The organism is Streptosporangium sp. NPDC048047, from assembly GCF_040653115.1.
In the GTDB taxonomy this organism is placed as follows: Bacteria; Actinomycetota; Actinomycetes; order Streptosporangiales; family Streptosporangiaceae; genus Streptosporangium.
The window spans coordinates 14,461-32,127 of the sequence record NZ_JBEZNH010000078.1; the positions used below are offsets into that span (position 1 = coordinate 14,461).

Sequence of the window (17,667 nt, forward strand, 5' to 3'; positions counted from 1 at the left end):
GCCTCACGCCTTCCGAAGCTCGGACTCGACCGTGGCCAGCAGTTCCTTCCAGGACGCCTCGAACTTCTCCACGCCCTCCCGCTCCAGCACGGCGACCACGTCGTCGTAGTCGATGCCGGCGTCCTTGAGCGCCGCCATGGTGTTCCAGGCGTCCTCGTAGGAGGGGCGGACCGTGTCGCCCTCGATCCGGCCGTGGTCGGCCGCGGCGTCGAGGGTCTTCTCCGGCATCGTGTTGACCGTGCCGGACGTGACGAGCTGGTCGACGTAGAGGGTGTCGGGGTAGCTGGGGTCCTTGGTGCCGGTGGAGGCCCACAGCGGGCGCTGCGGCCGGGCGCCGGCCTCCTTGAGGGCCTGCCAGCGCGGAGAGTCGACCATGTCCTCGTAGGCGGCGAAGGCCAGGCGGGCGTTGGCGACCGCGGCCTTGCCCTTGAGGGCCTTGGCCTCGGGCGTGCCGATCTCGTCCAGCCGCTTGTCGATCTCGGTGTCCACCCGGCTGACGAAGAAGGAGGCCACCGAGTCGATGCCGGAGAGGTCCAGGCCCTTCTCCTTCGCCTGCTCCAGGCCGGCCAGCCAGGCGTCCATCACGGCGCGGTAGCGCGCCAGGGAGAAGATCAGCGTGACGTTGACGCTGATGCCCTCGGAGATCGCCTTGGTGATCGCGGGCAGCCCCTCGACCGTGGCCGGAATCTTGATCATCGTGTTGGGACGGTCGACCAGCCACCACAGGGCGCGCGCCTCGGCGATCGTCTTGTCCGTGTCCTTGGCCAGGCGCGGGTCCACCTCGATGGAGACCCGGCCGTCCAGGCCGCCGGTGGCGTCGTAGACCGGCCGCAGCACGTCGGCGGCCCAGCGGATGTCGTAGGTGGTGATCGCGCGCACCGCCTCCTCCAGGTCCACCCCCCGCACGGCGAGGTCGTGGATCTGGACGTCGTAGGCGTCGCCCTTGCTCAGCGCCGAGGCGAAGATCGTCGGGTTGGAGGTGACGCCGACCACGTGCTTGTCGCGGATGAGCCCCTCCAGGTTGCCGGTGCGCAGGCGCTCGCGGCTGATGTCGTCCAGCCAGATGGACACGCCCTGGTCGGAGAGGTTCTTCAGGATCTCGCTCATGATCAGTTTCCCGTCGTCTCGCCCTTGTCGGCCCCGACCCGGGCGAGGCTCGCCTTGGCGGCGGCGGCCACGCGCTCGGCGGTCAGGCCGAACTGCTCGTACAGGGTCTTGTAGGGAGCCGAGGCACCGAAGTGCTCCAGGCCCACCACTTCCCCTTCATCTCCCACGAACTGCCGCCAGCCCAGTGTGATTCCCGCCTCCACCGCGACGCGGGCGCGGACCGCCTTGGGCAGCACCAGCTGCTTGTACGCGGTGTCCTGCTCCTGGAACCACTCGACGCACGGCATCGACACCACGCGGGCCGGGATGCCCTCCTCCTCCAGCAGCTTCCGGGCCCCGACGGCCAGCTCGACCTCCGAGCCGGTGGCGATGAGGATGACCGCGGGCTGGCCGGTGGATGCCTCCTCCAGCACGTAGGCGCCCTTGGAGACCTTGTCGTAGTCGAGGGTGCCCTCGTAGACCGGGAGGTTCTGCCGGGTCAGCGCCAGGCCGGCCGGGCGGTCGGTGTGCTCCAGGATGGCGCGCCAGGCGGCGGCCGTCTCGTTGGCGTCGGCCGGGCGGACGATGTCCAGCCCCGGGATGGCGCGCAGCGCCCACAGCTGCTCGATCGGCTGGTGGGTCGGGCCGTCCTCGCCCAGGCCGATGGAGTCGTGCGTCCACACGTAGGTGACCGGCAGCTTCATCAGCGCGGCGAGCCGTACCGAGGGCCGCATGTAGTCGCTGAAGACCAGGAACGTGCCGCCGTAGGGGCGGGTGCCGCCGTGCAGCGCGATGCCGTTGAGGATCGCCCCCATGCCGTGCTCGCGGATGCCGAAGTGCAGCGTCCGGCCGTAACGGCTGCCGGGGAACTCCTTGGTCTGGAACTCCTCGGGGATGAAGGACGGCTCGCCCTTCATCGTGGTGTTGTTGGACTCGGCGAGGTCGGCCGAGCCGCCCCACAGCTCCGGCAGGACCGGCGCGAGGCCGTTGAGCACCTCGCCGGAGGCCTTGCGGGTGGCGACGGACGCGCCGGGCTCGAACGTCGGCAGCGCCTCGGTCCAGCCGGCCGGCAGCCGCCGGTGGCTGATCCGGTCGAACTCCGCGGCCCGCTCCGGGTTGGCCTCCCGCCAGCTCGCGTAGGCCCGCTCCCACTCATGGCGGGCCGCCCGGCCGCGCTCGACGACCTCGCGGGTGTGCTCCAGCACCTCCGCGGGGACGTCGAAGCTCTTCTCCGGGTCCATCCCCATGATCTGCTTGGTGGCGGAGATCTCCTCGGCTCCCAGGGCCGAGCCGTGGGCCTTGCCGGTGTTCTGCTTGTTGGGCGCGGGCCAGCCGATGATGGTGCGCAGCCGGATGAACGACGGCCTGCCGGTCTCGGCGCGGGCGGCCTCCAGGGCCTGGTTCAGCGCCCCGACGTTCTCGCTGTACTCGCCGTCGCCGGTCCAGTCGACGGTCTGGACGTGCCAGCCGTAGGCCTCGTAGCGCTTGGTGATGTCCTCGCTCAGCGCGATCTGGGTGTCGTCCTCGATCGAGATGTGGTTGCTGTCGAAGACGACGACGAGGTTGCCCAGCCTCTGGTGGCCGGCGAGGGCGCTGACCTCGTGGCTGACGCCCTCCTCGATGTCGCCCTCGGAGGCGATGCACCAGATCATGTGGTCGAACGGGCTGGCGCCCTCGGGGGCGTCGGGGTCGAACAGGCCCCGCTCGCGGCGGGCGGCCATGGCCATGCCCACGGCGTTGCCGATGCCCTGGCCCAGCGGGCCGGTGGTGGTCTCCACGCCGACGGTGTGACCGTGCTCGGGGTGACCCGGGGTGAGGCTGTTCCACTGCCGCAGCGACTTCAGGTCGTCGAGGCTCAGACCGTAGCCCGACAGGAAGAGCTGGATGTACAGGGTGAGGCTGGAGTGGCCGGCGGACAGGACGAACCGGTCGCGACCCACCCACGTCGGGTCGGAGGGATCGTGCCGCATCGCCTTCTGGAACAGGAGGTAGGCGGCGGGGGCCAGGCTCATCGCGGTGCCGGGGTGGCCCGACCCCGCTTTCTCTACCGCGTCCATCGCCAGAGCCCGTACGACGTCGACCGCCCTGCGGTCGAGGTCGTTCCATTCAAGGGTTGGCACGAGTTCGCTGCTCAAGTGCTCGATCTCCGGATCTTGTCGTGTGATGGTGGCGCCGGTTTGGCTTTTCCCGCCCACACCGGACCCTAACGGGTCGGCCTCCCCAGCGTCGCGCAGGCCGATCACCGGCGGCTCCGTCGGGCGCTCACCAGCGCGGACGACTCACGGGAGGTACCCCATGGCCGTCCGCTCACACCGCTTTCCGCACCCTGTGCCGGGACCGCCCCTCTCAGCAACTACAGTTGAGACCTCAAGGCTGGCTGGTGCCCGCATTCACGGATCCGCTCTAATCAGAGGTTACGCGTTGACCCCGCACGTGCTGGAAGCGCCTTAGATGGTGCTGACCGACAAGCAACCGACGACGGCCCCGCTTCACGCGGGCGCTGCGGCGTCCGCCGCTCCGCGCTCGTTCGGCGCCGTCGTGAAGGCATACGTCGCCCTCACCAAGCCGCGGATCATCGAACTGCTGCTGATCACGACGCTACCGGTGATGTTCATGGCCGCGCGGGGCCTCCCCCCGCTGTGGACGGCCGTCTCGACCCTGGTCTTCGGCACCCTGTCGGCGGGCAGCGCCAACGCGCTGAACTGCTACATCGACCGCGACATCGACGCGGCGATGCGCCGTACCCGCCGCCGGCCGCTGGCCCGCGAGCAGGTCCCGCCGGGCAACGCGCTGATCTTCGGCATCGCCCTCGGCGTTCTGTCGACTCTTGGCCTGGGTTTTGCGGTGAACTGGCTCGCCGCCGGCCTCTCCCTGGCCGCGAACCTGTTCTACGTGTTCGTCTACTCGATGTTCCTGAAGCGCCGCACCTCGCAGAACGTCGTCTGGGGCGGCATCGCCGGCTGCATGCCGGTGCTGATCGGCTGGGCGGGCATCACCGGCGACCTCGACTGGGCCCCCGTGGTGCTGTTCGGGGTGGTGTTCTTCTGGACGCCCCCGCACACCTGGACCCTCGCCATGCGCTACCGGGAGGACTACGCCGCGGCGAAGGTACCGATGCTGCCGGTGGTCGCCACCGAGCGCCGCGTGGTGCTGGAGAGCCTGGCCTACACCTGGGCCACGGTGCTGTGCTCGCTGCTGCTGTGGCCGGTGGCCCGCACCACCCTGCTCTACCCCGTCGTGGCGGCCGTCCTGGGCGGCGCCTGCCTGTGGGAGGTCTACCGCCTCCTCGGCCGGGTCAAGGCCGGCCGGACCGGGGTGGACCTGCGCCCGATGCGCTTCTTCCACTGGTCCAACGCCTACCTGGCGCTGCTCTTCCTCACCGTCGCCATCGACTCGATGTTCGTCTGACCCACTCGCCCCGTACGGACGTCCGGAGGCGGGCCGATGGCCGTCCCCGGCCAGGGCGGCCCCCGCGGGGGGCGGGATTGGGACACCTCGTGGTTGTTCCGTTACGGTTGCCACATGGCGAGCCGTGACCCCCGCTGGGTGCTGAGGGACCGCCCGTCCGTCGCGCTGATCTCCGGGCTCGTCGTGACCGGGCTGTGCGCGCTGGTGTCGTTCTCCTTCGACGTGCTCAACGGCGACCCGGTGTACTTCTTCATCGCGCTCGCCCTGGCCCTGGCGCCCGTGCCGGTCCTGCTGGCGGCCGTGCTGGCCCTGGACCGCATGGAGCCCGAGCCGCGCAGCAACCTCGTCTTCGCCTTCGCCTGGGGCGCGGGGGTGGCGGTGCTCGTCGCCGGCCTGATCAACTCCTTCAACCTGCTCTACATCGAGAACGCCGCCCAGCTGGGCCCGGGCGCGGCCCGCGCCGTCGCGGCCACCTTCGGCGCGCCGGTGGTCGAGGAGACCATGAAGGGCCTGGTGCTGCTGGGCCTGCTGCGGTTCCGGCGGGCCGAGCTGGACGGGCCCACCGACGGCGTCATCTACGCGAGCATGGTCGGCCTGGGCTTCGCGATGAGCGAGAACGTCAGCTACTACATCGCCGCCCTGTCGGAGGCCGGCACGCACGGCCTGGCGGTGACGGTCGTACTGCGGGGCGTGCTGTCGCCGTTCGCCCACCCGCTGTTCACCTCGATGATCGGCGTCGCGGTGGCCTACGCCGCGCTGCGCCGGGGTCCGGGCCGGACCTGGGTGGTCCTGGCGGGCTGGGCCGGGGCGATGCTGCTGCACGGCATCTGGAACGGCTTCACCACCTACGCCGGCATCACCGGCCTGGCCGTGGCCTACCTGCTGCTGATGGTCGTGCTGGTGGTGCTCATCGTGATCGTCTTCCGCGACCGCAAGCGCATCGTCGCCCTGATCCAGACCTACCTGCCCGCCTACCAGCCGACCGGCCTGGTGGGCCCGTACGACGTCTTCATGCTCTCGTCGCTGCCGGCCCGCCGCCAGGCGCGCGACTGGGCCAAGAACCACGGCGGGCGGGCCGGGCGGCGGGCGATGAGCGACTTCCAGCTCGCCGCGACCGAGCTGGGACTGCTGCACGAGCGGGCCCGGCGCGGCGTGATCGACGAGCGGACGTTCGACGAGGAGCAGCAGGCGCTGCTGCGCTGCATCGCCGGTGCCCGCGCCTCCTTCCCGGCCCCGGCGCGGGCGTTCCCACCCGGCCGTTGACCACCCGTACGGCCCCGCCGGGAGCCCGTACGGCGTGCCGGGCGGTCCTCCGCGGCCTGCCGGGGGACAGCCCGGTCAGGGCGCGGCGGCGGCCCGGAGCGCGGTGTCCAGAGTCGTCTCGCGCGGCCCCGGGAACGTGGGGGAGGAGCGCAGCGCCGCGTCCAGCAGGGCCTTGGCCGAGGCGCCGAACTCGCGGACGGCGTAGGCATAGGTGGTGGAGGCCCACCGCAGCGAGGAGTCGTCGCCGACGCCGAAGGCCGACAGCCCCGCCGCCCGGCACAGCGCGACGGCCCTGGGCAGGTGGAACACCTGGCTCACCACGGTCACCCGGGTGGCCCCGAACACCTCGCGGGCCCGCACGCACGAGTCCCAGGTGTCGAAGCCGGCGTAGTCGAGGACGAGCGCGTGGCCGGGGACGCCGCGGGCGAGGAGGTAGTCGCGCATCACGGTCGGCTCGTCGTAGCCGGGGCGGCCGTTGTCGCCCGACAGCAGGATCGCCCGGACCCTGCCCGCCCGGTACAGCTCGGCGGAGACGTCCAGGCGGCGGGCGAGCATTGGGGTGGGGGTCCGGCCGTTGACCCTGGCGCCCAGCACCAGCGCCACCGGCGCCGGCGGGACCTCCGAGAGCCAGCCGGGGGAGGCGTCGGCGACCGCCCGGTGCCCGGAGCTGACCAGCCACACCCAGGTCATCGGGGCGAGCGCCAGCACGCTCAGCAGGACGGCCGCCAGGTAGGAGCGCCGGAGGATCGTGCGGGACGACTGCATGCCCCCATTGTCCCGCCTCGCGGGTTCGCTGTCCCGATCATGCCGGGACGTGACCGGATCACCTAGGCAGGAGTATCGCGACCGCGGATGTCGGTGGGTGGAGGAAGGGTTCGGACCCGTTCCCGTAGATCTCGCACCGCTGCCACGTCCGTGGCGCCGAGCGACATCACAAGGCTTCGCAGCCGCTCCCGGGCGGTGGAGCGTAGCCGGTCGGCGGGGATTCGCTCCAGCACGTCCACGGCCCGTGAGGCGGCGTCACCAGGTCTCGTCGACGCCTCGGCCTGAGCCAGGACGAGGGTCGCCGCCGCCCAGCCAGGGGTGTGCGGTACGCATTCGCCAGCGGACGCCTCCGCACGGGCCGTGGCCCGGTCCGTGTGGTCCAGCGCCAGCCATGCCTCCGCCTCGTGCAAAGCGAGTTCGGCGGAATCGAAGCCGAACCGGCCCGGTTCTTCTTCTGCGGTGTCGAGGGCAGCGGCCGCCTCGCCCAGGGTTCGCTCGGCATCCGTCCGGCGGCCGGTCTGAACCAAGGACGGCAGAACCGCCCACCCCAGCAACTGGGCCCGAACCAGTGGTGTCGGAGCTCGCTCCAGACCTGCTTGGGCGTACGAGAGGGCCGCCTCAGCGTCACGGCGGCGGGTGACCATGCTCTGTGCTCCCAGCGTCCACGCCGTCAGCCGGGCGTCGCCGACCCGCTCGGCGAGGGAACCGGCGACGGTGAGATGTGCACGGGCGCCGGCGTGATCCGCAAGGTGCCAGGCGAGGTTCGCCAACAACGCCGACAGCCAGCCCGCCGCACGCCGCAGCTCCGTCCCCGTCCGCTCATCGGCAGGAGCGGCCAGTACTGCGGTGAGCAGGCCACGAGCCGCAGCGACCTCATCGAACAAAGTGGCCGGGGCATGGCGGGAGTAGGCGAGCGCGTAGTGCTCAACGGCGGCTTGGGCGAGATCCGCCGCCGCCAGGCTGCCGTTCGGTGCATCCAGCAGGGCCAGGCGTAGCGACTCGCGGAGGGCGGACAGTCCGGATGCGGTCATGATCTCTACTCCTGGCGGTAGAACCGGTGGCCAGGCGCGAGCCTTGACCTCAGGGTGACCGTACCCGGGAGCGCCGCCGCATGTGCAGCGGCTCGCCAGGCCGAGCTGGCCAGGATGGGCACCATAGGCGCGGGCCAGCATCTCCGTGTACTCCGGGCCCGGCCGGTCGGGACCGTGCTCGAACCGACACAACTGCGCGGGCGAGAGTCCGGGTGGTCGCAGCCCATCAACGACGTACAGAGCAGCGATCTCCCGAACGGCCTGCGCCCGGGACCAGCCCAGTGCCAGCCGCCACGCCTCCAACGGCGACAGTTCCGGGATCGCGGTGCACAGTTGAGTGACGATCCGTTCGACGGTCGAGCCTTCACGCTGTTCACGCATTCGCAGACGCGCCGCCTCACGCTGGATCTCCAGCCGCCTGGATCTGGTGATGTGCCCCATGGGCCTCCACCTCCGCACGGTTGTGAGCGGCCCCGAGACACACGGCAGGCCAACACCGGCTTACCGCGCCCAGCGGCATCGCGTCATTGACGGCGTGCCCTCAATATGCGGGGCGCACTTTCGCAATGACGGTACGTGACGTGGCTGTCACTGTGAAGCAGGCCGTTCTACCGGCGTTCACCCTTGGTCACGGCGACTTCTGGAAGGAAACGATGCCACAGATCGAAAACCCGGCCATCGGCCGTGGAGACTCCATCACCTCACCACCGGTGATCATCGCGCTCAGCGGCCCGGACAATGTGGGCAAGACCACCAACATCCGCCTGCTGAGCCGTCGTTGCGGCGCCACCGTCCTGGACCCGCTCAATGTCTACGACCCTCGATGGCCGACGGCCACGGACCTCCCCGCGTGGTGGTTCGAAACCGCCCGTGTGGAGGAGGTCGTCGACGTCCTGGCCTGCTCCTACCTCGCCCGCGCCCGCGCGGCCCGGTCATCCCCGGATCCTTTTGTACTGGTCGACCGGGGGATCACGATGCTGGAAGCCTCCATTATCGCCACCATAGCCAGCCGCAGTGGCGAGCCCTACCCGCGCGCTGTGGAGCAGGCCCATCGTCTGCTGGCCACCTACGCCGAGGACATCTCCGCTGCGAGGACCGCCGAACTGGAGGTGCACCTACTGCACCACATCGATCCTCATCGCGGAGCCACCCGGGCGCTGGCCCGGGAGCAGACCGTCACCAGCCGGTACGCCGCCTACCAGCAGATGCTCAACCGGCACCTCGCCTTCATCCGCGACCGAGACGTGATCGTGGTCGACGACCAATCGATCATGAAGGTGCATGATGCGATCTGCCGTCATCTGCGTAGTCATGATCTGCTTGTGCCACCGGTGGCCGTCATCGGCCGATGGACCATCGCTCTCGGTGGCCTGTCGGAATGCGGTAAATCCACCGCCGGTGATCATCTGCAGCACGAGCACGGCTTCACCCGCCTGAAGATCGGTTACCTGCTGGACTGCGGCGCCGCCCGCCACGGGGTCACCGATGTCTATGCTTTGCCCGCTGCCGAGCAGGCCGAGCTGTTGGTGCTGGAACTGGATCGTTACGCCGCCGCCCATCGCCATCAGCCGCACTTCAGCATCGAAAGCCTTCATAGTTACGACTTGGCGTACGAGCTGGCCAAGCTCCTCGGCAGCGCACTCACCACGGTCTACCTCGACGTCTGTCCGGCCGTACGGCGTCGGCGCGGTACCCGAGGGCCTGCCGACGTCGACGAGCGGGATGCGGTGAAGCGGAGCCGTGGTGCCGACCGAATTCGGGACATCGCTGACGTCGTGATCGACAACAACCGCTCCGCCGTCGACCTGGGCCACACCCTGGACCGGCTGATCCGAGGTCGGTTCTGGCCCGCCCTGCGGCCACGCGTCGTCGTCCCGGCTGATCTCGGGCTGCCCGAGCACCTGACCGAGTTCCTGGATCGCATGCTGGAAATGCTCACTCACCCGGACTCAGGCGTGGACCTGGTCGCGGTCACCGGCTCCGGGGCACGTGGCGAGTATCGCGACGGGTGGAGCGACCTGGATGTTCTCATCATCGCCGCCCCGGCTGCCCTGCCTCGGATCAGTGACGCCCTGCGAGCGGGTCGCAATCGGCTGGGCAATGTCAAGCTGGGTCTCACCGTGATCACTCTCGGTGAATGCAGGACCGGCGCGCTGACGTCCCGGCTGCTTTACACGGTCGCCGCGATCGCCAGCGGAGCCCTGCCCGCGCTATGGGCCTCGCCGAAACTGCTGCTGCCTGCGCCCGATGTCCCCACAGTCGTCACTCGTACCCGTCACGACGGCGCTGCCGCGGCGATGGACCTGCGGCGCATTCTGCTATGCGACCCCGTTGACGTCCGTGCGACCTACAAGGCCGCCGCCCTCCTCGCGAAGATCGTGCTGCGCTGCGAAGGCCAGACACGTCCGGGCGACGCCGAGGCGCTGGAGGCTTTCACTGAGCTCGCTGGTCTGCCGACCCCGGCTGTCCCGCCCCTCGACGCCACTGCCGCCACCGCTCTCGCCGGACGGGTGCTCACCTGGTGGCTCACCAGTCTGGAAGCCGCCGCATGACCGCCTGCATCGAGGATCCGTACGGCGGCTTCCACCGCCATCCCGACGGTACGTTCCGCAAGACCATGCCCACCGATCGGGCACGTCGTGAGGTCATCGGCCACCGGACCATTCGCGATCACATGCCTGTAGCGGCGCTGCTGGGCAGTATCACCTCATCGGGAGAGCACACGCTCATCTACCAGGACGTGTTCGCCACCGGACGGTGCGGACTCCTGCTGGCCGACCTCATCACCGCCGCCGACCGTGATCCCCGGCGTGTACCTGAAGTGATCGCACTCATCGACGCGGTCTGCGACGGCTGGCGGTCGGCGGCCGCTCGTACCGGCGGCATCGCCCCGATCGGTGCGTGTCAACCCGGCCTGTACATAGCCCGCCTCGCTCCCGGAGGTCGGCTGGACAACTGGTACGGGCGGTTGCCGCCGTTCCTCCTGGACAACGGCGCCCATGTCGCCAAACTGGATTTTCCAGGCTTGCTGATCCGGCTCCGCCATGACTTCTCCCCAGGCGCCCTGTGCATGACCGCGCTCACCCAAGGCGATCCGACCGAGCCGAACATCGCTGCTCCGCTGTGCTGGCTCGACTATGAGCACGCCGGGCGCAATACCCTCGCCGGGGAGGCCGCGGTTCTCCTGTGGTATCTACTCGCCATGGGTGGCTGGCTCGTACCCCGCTACAAACCTCGCACCCATGCCCGCACCACTCACATCCGGGCAGCGGCAGTACTGCCGCCCGCTATGGCTCACCTGCGCACATACGGTGACCGCGTCGAAGTCGCAGGGACGCTACGGGCGGGTGCGGGGCGACGGGCCGCGATCGACGCCCTCTTGCGGCGCTTGAGCGCCGACGTCGGCTCGCTCATCGGTGCCCCCGGCTCAGACCCCATGGCCGCGCTGAGACCGTGGCTGACGCTGCGCATCATGGGCGTCATTCCCCTCAGCGCGATGTCACCCGCTGACGCGGCCGTCTGCCTGGCCAAGCTCTCCCAGGCACTTGATCCGAACATTTCCCTGGAGCACTTCGCCGCCACGGAGAAACCATGACACCCCACTCACTCGACGGTCGCGTCGCCGTCGTCACCGGCGCGGCCACCGGCATCGGTGCTGCCATCGCACTTCACCTGGCTGCCGCCGGTGCACATGTCGTGATCAATCATCCCGGCCACCAAGAGCACGAGGCTCTCGAAGTCACTCATCGGGTCGCCGCCATCGGCCGTATCGCGATCACCGTTGAAGCTGACCTCACCCGCCCCGACGAGGTCGTACAGCTTGCCGCTACCGTCCATCGTCAGCTCGGTACGGTCGACATCCTCGTCAACAATGCCGGCGACTATCCCCGCATCCCATGGGCCGATCTCGACGAAGCCACCTGGGTAAAGGCCCTCGACCTGAACCTCACCGTTCACTACCGGTGCGCGCGAGCGTTCACCCCCGCGATGATCCGGACAGGCGGCGGCCGGATCATCACCATCGGATCCATCACGGCTCGCTCCGGCCGTCCAGGACTGGTCGCCTACGCGGCGGCTAAGGCCGGAGTGATCGGCTTCACCCGTTCACTGGCCCGTGAACTGGGCCCGTACGGGATCACGGTGAACACCGTGGTCCCCGGTCCCACCCAGGTCGCCCGGGAAGAAATCTTGCCTGACAGCCAGCGCGTTCCGGTCGAGGCGCAAATCGCCCGCCAGTGCCTTCATCGACGTGGTCAGCCCGAAGACGTCGCCGCTGCTGTAGCGTTCCTCGCAGGCCCCGGTGCGTCGTTCATCACGGGTCAGTCCCTCCATGTCGACGGCGGATGGCTGTTGCACTGAAAGGACACCCGCATGCGTGAACGAGTCCGTGGCGTCCTGGTCACCCCGGCCGGGTGCCTGCTGACCGTCAGACGTCTCCGCCCCGGTGTGACCCCGTACTGGGTGCTGCCCGGCGGCGGGGTCGAGGACGGCGACGCGAGCCTGGAGGCGGCGCTGCACCGGGAGATCCGCGAGGAGCTCGCCGGAGCCGCCGCCGTCCACGCGCTGATCCACATCGAGGACGGGGACGACCGCCAGTACTTCTTCCTGGCCCGGATCCACTCCTGGGACCCGGCACGCCGGGACGGGCCGGAGTTCGCCGACCCGGCGCGTGGCGAGTACGTCGTCGAGGAGGTCCCGCTCACCGCGGCGGGTCTCGCCGGGATCGACCTCGTGCCGGCCTCCGTCGCCCGCCTGCTGGCCGGCCATGCCCACGAGCTGTTCCGGCTCCCCGACCTGAGGGTGGCCCCGGCCTGACCCGCCGCGGGAACGGCCTTCTTCTCTTGACCACGCCGGACGCGACGGGGCCTCCCGTCGTCGGGGACGGTTTCGGTCACGCTCTGAAGCGGCCTGTACGCCCGTCGCCCGCTGCGGGCTCGGTCAGGCCGGGACGGGGGCGAGTCTCTCCCGCTCGGTGGAGGGGACGGCGAGGGCGGGCCGGGTCCGCAGTGCGTACACCGCGCGCAGCGTGAAGATCCACACCAGCGTCGCCCCCAGCACGTGCACGCCGACCAGTACGGCGGGCACGGCCAGGAAGTACTGGACGTATCCCACGACCCCCTGGGCCAGCTCCACGCCGAGCAGCGTCAGCGCCGCGCGCCGCGCGTGGGCCGGCGCGCCGCTGACCCGCAGGGTGAGCAGCAGGGCGAGGGTGAGCCCGAGGACGACGTAGACGACGTCGGCGTGGAGCCGGACCACCGCCTGGATGTCGAAGGGGAACCGGGTGGCGATCTGGTCGCCGGAGTGGGGGCCGGTGCCGGTCACCACGACGCCGACCACCAGTAGCACCGCCACGGCGGCGACCAGCACGCGGCCGAGGATCCGGATGTCGCGGTGGACCAGCGGCTCCGGGGCGCCGTCGCCCTCGCCGGCGCGGGCGTAGAGGGCGAAGCAGGCGGCGATCAGGGCGATGGAGAGCAGGAAGTGCACGCTCACCGTGACCGGGTTGAGCGCGCTGCGCACGACGAGGCCGCCCCAGAGGGCCTGCGCGACCACGCCGGCCGGCTGCAGCAGCGCCAGGCCGACGAGGACCCGGCGGCGGGGCGAGAGCCGGGCCGCCGCGATCAGGCAGCCCAGGCCGGCGGCCAGGACCAGGAAGGTCAGCAGTCGGTTGCCGAACTCGACGGCCATGTTGGCCGCCGAGATGCCCTCGTGGGCGGTCGGCAGGAGGCTCTCCGGGGTGCAGCGGGGCCAGGTCGGGCAGCCGAGGCCCGACTTGGTGACCCGTACGGCCGCGCCGGTCACGGTGATTCCGGCGTTGGCCACCACCGCGGCCAGCGCCCAGCGGCGCATGGTGGCGGTCGTGGGCGACCACACGGACAGCCACAGGTCCACGGCGCGGCGACGAGCCTGGTCGAAAAGGTGGTTCACGGCTCACATGCTAGGCGGCGCGGGGGATGGTCCCGCCTTCGCCCCCGGGTCCTCGGGAGCGGCGGAGCCGCGCGCCGGACGCCCCGGCTGAGGCCGTACGGGGCCGGGGTGGGGGAAGCCGGGGCGACAGGGCAGGGCGGGGGAGGCGAGAGCGAGGGTGGGGGCGGCGGAGGGTGGAATCGGGACGGGAAGGCATTGATCGCCCCTGAGGTATGTGACATAGTACCGGCGGGCCGGACGAGGAAACGAGGTGGGCCGTGCCGGATGTCGTCGTGATCGGCGCCGGGGTCGTGGGCGCCGCCTGCGCCCACTACGCGGCGCGGGCCGGGCTCGACGTGGTCGTGCTCGACCGGGGACCGGTGGCGGGCGGCACGACAGGAGCCGGGGAGGGCAACGTGCTGGTCTCCGACAAGGAGCCCGGCCCCGAACTCGATCTGGCCGTGCTGTCCGCCGGCCTGTGGCGCGAGCTGGCCGGGCTCGGCGGGTTCGAGTACGAGCCCAAGGGCGGCCTGGTCGTCGCCGAGGACGACGGGGTGCTGTCCGCCCTCACCGCGCTGGCGGCCGGGCAGGGCGTCGAGCACACCGTGGTCGAGCCCGGAAGGCTCGCCGACTACGAGCCCCACCTGGCCCCGGGCTTCGCCGGGGGCGTCTTCTACCCCCAGGACGCCCAGGTCCAGCCCATGCTGGCCGCGGCCACGCTGCTCCGCGAGGTCACCGGGAGCGCCCGGGGCGCCGGGAGCGGCACGCCGAGCCTGCGCACCGGCGTCACGGTCACCGGCTTCCTCCGCGACGGCGAGCGCGTCACCGGTGTGCGGACCGACCACGGCGACATCCCGGCCGGTGCCGTCGTCAACGCCGCCGGCACCTGGGGCGGCGAGGTCGCCGCACTCGCCGGGGTGCACCTCCCGATCCTGCCGCGGCGCGGGTTCATCCTGGTCACCGAGCCGCTCGACGAGCCGCTCGTGCTGCACAAGGTCTACACCGCCGCCTACGTCACCAACGTCGCCAGCGACTCGGAGGGGCTGGAGACCTCGGCCGTGGTCGAGGGCACCCCGTCGGGACCGGTCCTCATCGGCGCCAGCCGCGAGCGGGTCGGCTTCGACCGCACGGTCTCGATCCCGGTCCTGGAACGGCTCGCCCGCCAGGCCGTCGAGCTGTTCCCCGCGCTGGCGGCGCGCCGGGTGATCCGCGCCTACTGCGGGTTCCGTCCCTACTGCCCCGACCACCTCCCGGTGATCGGCGAGGACCCCAGGGCCCCGGGCCTGTACCACGCCTGCGGCCACGAGGGCGCCGGCATCGGCCTGGCCCCGGCCACCGGGCACCTGATCGCCCAGGCCCTGACCGGCGTCCGGCCCGGCCTCGACCTGGGCCCCTTCCGCCCGGACCGCTTCGAGCCGGGCCGTTCGGAACATGACCGTGCGGAACAGGGCCGTTCCGAGCCGGGCCGTTCCGGCACCGGCACACCCGCGAATCCCGGCACCGGCACCGGCACACCCGCGAAGGAGGGCTGATGCGGCCACCGTACGAGCTCGTGGGGGCGTGTCCCGACCCCGCGTTCGAGATCAGCGTGGACGGCAGGACCGTCCCCGTCGTCCCCGGCCAGAGCGTCGGCGCGGCGCTGCACGCCGCGGGTGTCCGCTCCTGGCGCTCCACCCGGTTCGGGGGCCGTCCCCGGGGGCTGTTCTGCGGCATCGGGGTCTGCTTCGACTGCCTGGTCACCGTCAACGACGTCCCCGCCCTGCGGGCCTGCGTGACCGAGGCCCGCCCCGGCGACCGGGTCAGTACGTCCGCGGGAGAGGAGGAGGTGAGCGGACGGTGACGCGCGTGTACGACCTGGCCGTCATCGGCGCGGGCCCCGCCGGGGTCGCCGCCGCGCTGGAGGCGTCCCTCGCCGGGCTGGACGTCGTGGTGATCGACGCCGCGCCCCGGCCCGGCGGCCAGTACCACCGCCACCTGCCCGAGACCTTCCACGCCCGGCGTCCCGGGGCGCTGCACCACGGCCTGGAGCGGTTCATGCGGCAGTGGGAGGCGCTGCGGTCACGCGCCGAGACGCTGCTCGGCCACCGCGTCTGGGCGGTCGAACGGACCGGCTGCGAGACGACGGGCACGGCGGACGACACGGTGGACGGTACGGCGGGCGCCGCGGTTGTCGTGCGGTGCCTGGCCGGGGACCGCGAGGAGCGGCCCCGCACCGTCCGCGCCCGCGCGCTGCTGATCGCCGCCGGAGCGCACGACCGCCCGCTGCCGTTCCCCGGCTGGGACCTGCCCGGCGTGCTCACCGCGGGCGGGGCCCAGGCGCTGCTCAAGGGCTCCCTCGTCGTGGCCGGCCGCAGGGTCGTGGTCTCCGGGACGGGTCCCTTCCTGCTGCCGGTCGCCGTCGGGCTGGCCAGGGCCGGCGCCGACGTGCGCGGCGTCTACGAGGCGGGCGGCCGGTTCGGCCTGGCCCGCCACCCGCTGCTCGCCGCGGGCAAGGCCGCCGAGGCCGCCGGCTACGCCGCCGTCCTGGCCCGCCACCGGGTGCCCTACCGCGGCCGCCACGCGGTCGTCGCCGCGCACGGAGAGGACGCGCTGACCCACGTCACCGTCGCCCGGCTCGACGCGGACTGGCGGCCGGTCGCGACGAGGACCGTCGAATGCGACACCCTCGCCTTCGGCTACGGGTTCGTCCCCCAGCTGGAGCTGCCCGTCCAGCTGGGCTGCGCGACCCGCCGCGACGCCGACGGCACCCCCGTCGTCGCGGTGGACGCGGGCCGGCGCACCAGCGTGCCCGGCGTCTACGCGGCGGGGGAGACCACCGGAGTCGGCGGCGCGGAGGCGGCCGAGGCCGAGGGCCGCCTGGCCGGCCGTACCGTCGCCGCCGACCAGGGCCGCCGTGTCCCGCCGCTGCCGGCCCTGGCGCGGCGCGTGGACCGGCTCGCGGCCTTCGCGCGGGCGCTGCACGAGGCCTACCCGGTACGGCCCGGCTGGCGCGACTGGCTGCGCGACGACACCCTGGTCTGCCGCTGCGAGGAGGTGCCGCTGTCGGCCGTGCGCGAGGCGCGCCGGCTGGGCGCCGTCGACGCGCGCTCCGTGAAACTCCTGGCCCGGCCCGGCATGGGCTGGTGCCAGGGCCGCATGTGCGGCTACGCCGTGGCGTGCCTGGCGGGCGAGGACCCCGCCGCGCCGCGGCGCCCGATCGCCCAGCCCGTCCGGCTCGGCGACCTCGCCGGCCTGGAACGCCCCCCTTCGGAAGGATGACCGTGATGACCCGTGAGAAGCCCTGGCGCGGAGTGATGGTGGCCACCGCGCTGCCGCTCGGCGGCGAGGACCTGGCGCCCGACTTCGGCCGCTACGCCGAGCACTGCCGCTGGCTGGTCGCCGGCGGCTGCGACGGCGTGGTGCCGAACGGTTCGCTGGGCGAGTACCAGACGCTGACCGCCGAGGAGCGGGCCCGTGTCGTGGAGACCGCGGTCGAGGCGGTCGGCGGCGACCGCGTCATGCCGGGGATCGCCGCCTACGGCGCGCTGGAGGCGCGCCGCTGGGCCGAGCAGGCCCGCGACGCCGGGTGCGGGGCGGTCATGCTGCTGCCGCCCAACGCCTACCGGGCCGACGAGCGGGCCGTGCTGGAGCACTACCGCGAGGTCGCCCGGGCGGGCGTGCCGATCGTGGCCTACAACAACCCCTTCGACACCAAGGTGGACCTCACCCCCGCGCTGCTGGCCCGCCTCCACGAGGAGGGGCTGATCGTCGCGGTCAAGGAGTTCACCGGCGACGTGCGCCGGGCCTACGAGCTGGCCGAGCTGGCCCCGGGCCTGGACCTGCTGGTCGGCTCCGACGACGTGCTGGTGGAGCTGCTGCTGGCCGGCGCGGTCGGCTGGGTGGCCGGTTACCCCAACGCGCTGCCCGAGTCGTGCGCGGCCCTGTACGCCGCGGCCGCGGCCGGTGACCTGGCCACCGCGCTGCCGCTGTACCGTTCGCTGCACCCGCTGCTGCGCTGGGACTCCAAGACCGAGTTCGTCCAGGCCATCAAGCTGTCCATGGACCTGGCCGGCCGGCCGGGCGGCCCGTGCCGCCCGCCGCGCACGCCGCTGACCCCCGAGCAGGAGGCCGCGGTGCGCACCGCGACCGAGAAGGTCCTGGCGGAGGGCCTGCGCTAGTGGCGTGTCACTGAACCTTGCTGGGCTATTTGATCTCGGCGGGTGAGCAG

15 protein-coding genes are annotated in these 17,667 nt (G+C 71.9%); 10 read left to right on the forward strand and 5 right to left on the reverse strand.

Features of this window, described 5'->3' with window-relative positions; genetic code table 11:
* Nucleotides 1-3: 3 nt before the first annotated feature.
* Together tal and tkt are read right to left on the reverse strand one after the other, a co-directional pair.
* Nucleotides 4-1,107, reverse strand: a complete 1,104-nt coding sequence (tal, locus tag AB0D67_RS36105) for a transaldolase (protein ID WP_362946017.1) — start codon at nt 1,105-1,107, stop codon at nt 4-6.
* 2 nt (nt 1,108-1,109) lie between these two features.
* Complete coding sequence (gene tkt / locus AB0D67_RS36110) at nt 1,110-3,143, reverse strand: transketolase (RefSeq protein WP_362946054.1); 2,034 nt, start codon at nt 3,141-3,143, stop codon at nt 1,110-1,112.
* Nucleotides 3,144-3,537: 394 nt separating this feature from the next.
* Here tkt and AB0D67_RS36115 point away from each other — a divergent pair, with 394 nt between their 5' ends.
* Both AB0D67_RS36115 and AB0D67_RS36120 read left to right on the forward strand, forming a co-directional pair.
* Nucleotides 3,538-4,494, forward strand: coding sequence for a heme o synthase (locus AB0D67_RS36115; RefSeq protein ID WP_362946020.1), 957 nt, complete (start codon nt 3,538-3,540; stop codon nt 4,492-4,494).
* Nucleotides 4,495-4,608: 114 nt separating this feature from the next.
* Nucleotides 4,609-5,757, forward strand: coding sequence for a PrsW family intramembrane metalloprotease (locus tag AB0D67_RS36120; RefSeq protein WP_362946022.1), 1,149 nt, complete (start codon nt 4,609-4,611; stop codon nt 5,755-5,757).
* A gap of 75 nt (nt 5,758-5,832) precedes the next feature.
* On the opposite strand, the gene AB0D67_RS36125 is transcribed toward AB0D67_RS36120, so the two are convergent.
* On the reverse strand, nt 5,833-6,522 hold the full coding sequence (locus tag AB0D67_RS36125) for an ElyC/SanA/YdcF family protein (RefSeq protein ID WP_362946024.1): 690 nt from the start codon (nt 6,520-6,522) through the stop codon (nt 5,833-5,835).
* Between the two features lie 62 nt (nt 6,523-6,584).
* Complete coding sequence (locus tag AB0D67_RS36130) at nt 6,585-7,994, reverse strand: helix-turn-helix transcriptional regulator (RefSeq protein WP_362946027.1); 1,410 nt, start codon at nt 7,992-7,994, stop codon at nt 6,585-6,587.
* Between the two features lie 140 nt (nt 7,995-8,134).
* On the opposite strand from AB0D67_RS36130, the gene AB0D67_RS36135 reads away from it, so the two are divergent.
* From AB0D67_RS36135 to AB0D67_RS36150, 4 genes are read left to right on the forward strand one after another with little or no spacing between them, the layout of a single operon-like run.
* The gene (locus AB0D67_RS36135) at nt 8,135-10,105 is read left to right on the forward strand and encodes a hypothetical protein (RefSeq protein ID WP_362946029.1); all 1,971 of its coding nucleotides are present in this window, start codon (nt 8,135-8,137) and stop codon (nt 10,103-10,105) included.
* Nucleotides 10,102-11,148: a hypothetical protein gene (locus AB0D67_RS36140; protein WP_362946032.1), complete on the forward strand. Its 1,047-nt coding sequence runs from the start codon at nt 10,102-10,104 to the stop codon at nt 11,146-11,148. Before AB0D67_RS36135 ends, AB0D67_RS36140 begins: the two co-directional genes overlap by 4 nt.
* Nucleotides 11,145-11,912, forward strand: coding sequence for an SDR family oxidoreductase (locus tag AB0D67_RS36145; protein WP_362946034.1), 768 nt, complete (start codon nt 11,145-11,147; stop codon nt 11,910-11,912). The genes AB0D67_RS36140 and AB0D67_RS36145 overlap by 4 nt, the downstream gene beginning before the upstream one ends.
* Nucleotides 11,913-11,924: 12 nt before the next feature.
* Nucleotides 11,925-12,368 carry an NUDIX domain-containing protein gene (locus AB0D67_RS36150; RefSeq protein WP_362946036.1) on the forward strand — a complete coding sequence of 148 codons (444 nt, stop codon included), beginning with the start codon at nt 11,925-11,927 and terminating at the stop codon, nt 12,366-12,368.
* 123 nt (nt 12,369-12,491) lie between these two features.
* Here AB0D67_RS36150 and AB0D67_RS36155 read toward each other — a convergent pair whose 3' ends face one another.
* On the reverse strand, nt 12,492-13,481 hold the full coding sequence (locus AB0D67_RS36155) for a COX15/CtaA family protein (RefSeq protein ID WP_362946039.1): 990 nt from the start codon (nt 13,479-13,481) through the stop codon (nt 12,492-12,494).
* A 257-nt stretch (nt 13,482-13,738) separates the two neighbouring features.
* Here AB0D67_RS36155 and AB0D67_RS36160 point away from each other — a divergent pair, with 257 nt between their 5' ends.
* The 4 genes from AB0D67_RS36160 to AB0D67_RS36175 are packed head-to-tail and all read left to right on the forward strand — an operon-like array spanning nt 13,739 to nt 17,617.
* Complete coding sequence (locus AB0D67_RS36160; RefSeq protein WP_362946042.1) at nt 13,739-14,992, forward strand: FAD-binding oxidoreductase; 1,254 nt, start codon at nt 13,739-13,741, stop codon at nt 14,990-14,992.
* A complete protein-coding gene (locus tag AB0D67_RS36165) occupies nt 14,992-15,300 on the forward strand; it encodes a (2Fe-2S)-binding protein (protein WP_362946045.1) in 309 nt (102 codons plus the stop codon). The genes AB0D67_RS36160 and AB0D67_RS36165 overlap by 1 nt, the downstream gene beginning before the upstream one ends.
* A complete protein-coding gene (locus AB0D67_RS36170) occupies nt 15,297-16,718 on the forward strand; it encodes an NAD(P)/FAD-dependent oxidoreductase (protein ID WP_362946047.1) in 1,422 nt (473 codons plus the stop codon). The genes AB0D67_RS36165 and AB0D67_RS36170 overlap by 4 nt, the downstream gene beginning before the upstream one ends.
* Nucleotides 16,719-16,723: 5 nt before the next feature.
* Nucleotides 16,724-17,617 (forward strand): dihydrodipicolinate synthase family protein, encoded by an 894-nt coding sequence (locus AB0D67_RS36175; RefSeq protein ID WP_362946049.1) that lies wholly within the window; start codon nt 16,724-16,726, stop codon nt 17,615-17,617.
* Nucleotides 17,618-17,667: the final 50 nt, after the last annotated feature.

What these genes read in the sequence shown, in the direction of transcription:
- tal (WP_362946017.1), bottom strand. Translation starts at nt 1,107, where the DNA reads ATGAGCGAGATCCTGAAGAACCTCTCCGACCAGGGCGTGTCCATCTGG.
- tkt (WP_362946054.1), bottom strand. Translation starts at nt 3,143, where the DNA reads ATGGACGCGGTAGAGAAAGCGGGGTCGGGCCACCCCGGCACCGCGATG.
- AB0D67_RS36115 (WP_362946020.1), top strand. Translation starts at nt 3,538, where the DNA reads ATGGTGCTGACCGACAAGCAACCGACGACGGCCCCGCTTCACGCGGGC.
- AB0D67_RS36120 (WP_362946022.1), top strand. Translation starts at nt 4,609, where the DNA reads ATGGCGAGCCGTGACCCCCGCTGGGTGCTGAGGGACCGCCCGTCCGTC.
- AB0D67_RS36125 (WP_362946024.1), bottom strand. Translation starts at nt 6,522, where the DNA reads ATGCAGTCGTCCCGCACGATCCTCCGGCGCTCCTACCTGGCGGCCGTC.
- AB0D67_RS36130 (WP_362946027.1), bottom strand. Translation starts at nt 7,994, where the DNA reads ATGGGGCACATCACCAGATCCAGGCGGCTGGAGATCCAGCGTGAGGCG.
- AB0D67_RS36140 (WP_362946032.1), top strand. Translation starts at nt 10,102, where the DNA reads ATGACCGCCTGCATCGAGGATCCGTACGGCGGCTTCCACCGCCATCCC.
- AB0D67_RS36145 (WP_362946034.1), top strand. Translation starts at nt 11,145, where the DNA reads ATGACACCCCACTCACTCGACGGTCGCGTCGCCGTCGTCACCGGCGCG.
- AB0D67_RS36150 (WP_362946036.1), top strand. Translation starts at nt 11,925, where the DNA reads ATGCGTGAACGAGTCCGTGGCGTCCTGGTCACCCCGGCCGGGTGCCTG.
- AB0D67_RS36165 (WP_362946045.1), top strand. Translation starts at nt 14,992, where the DNA reads ATGCGGCCACCGTACGAGCTCGTGGGGGCGTGTCCCGACCCCGCGTTC.
- AB0D67_RS36175 (WP_362946049.1), top strand. Translation starts at nt 16,724, where the DNA reads ATGACCCGTGAGAAGCCCTGGCGCGGAGTGATGGTGGCCACCGCGCTG.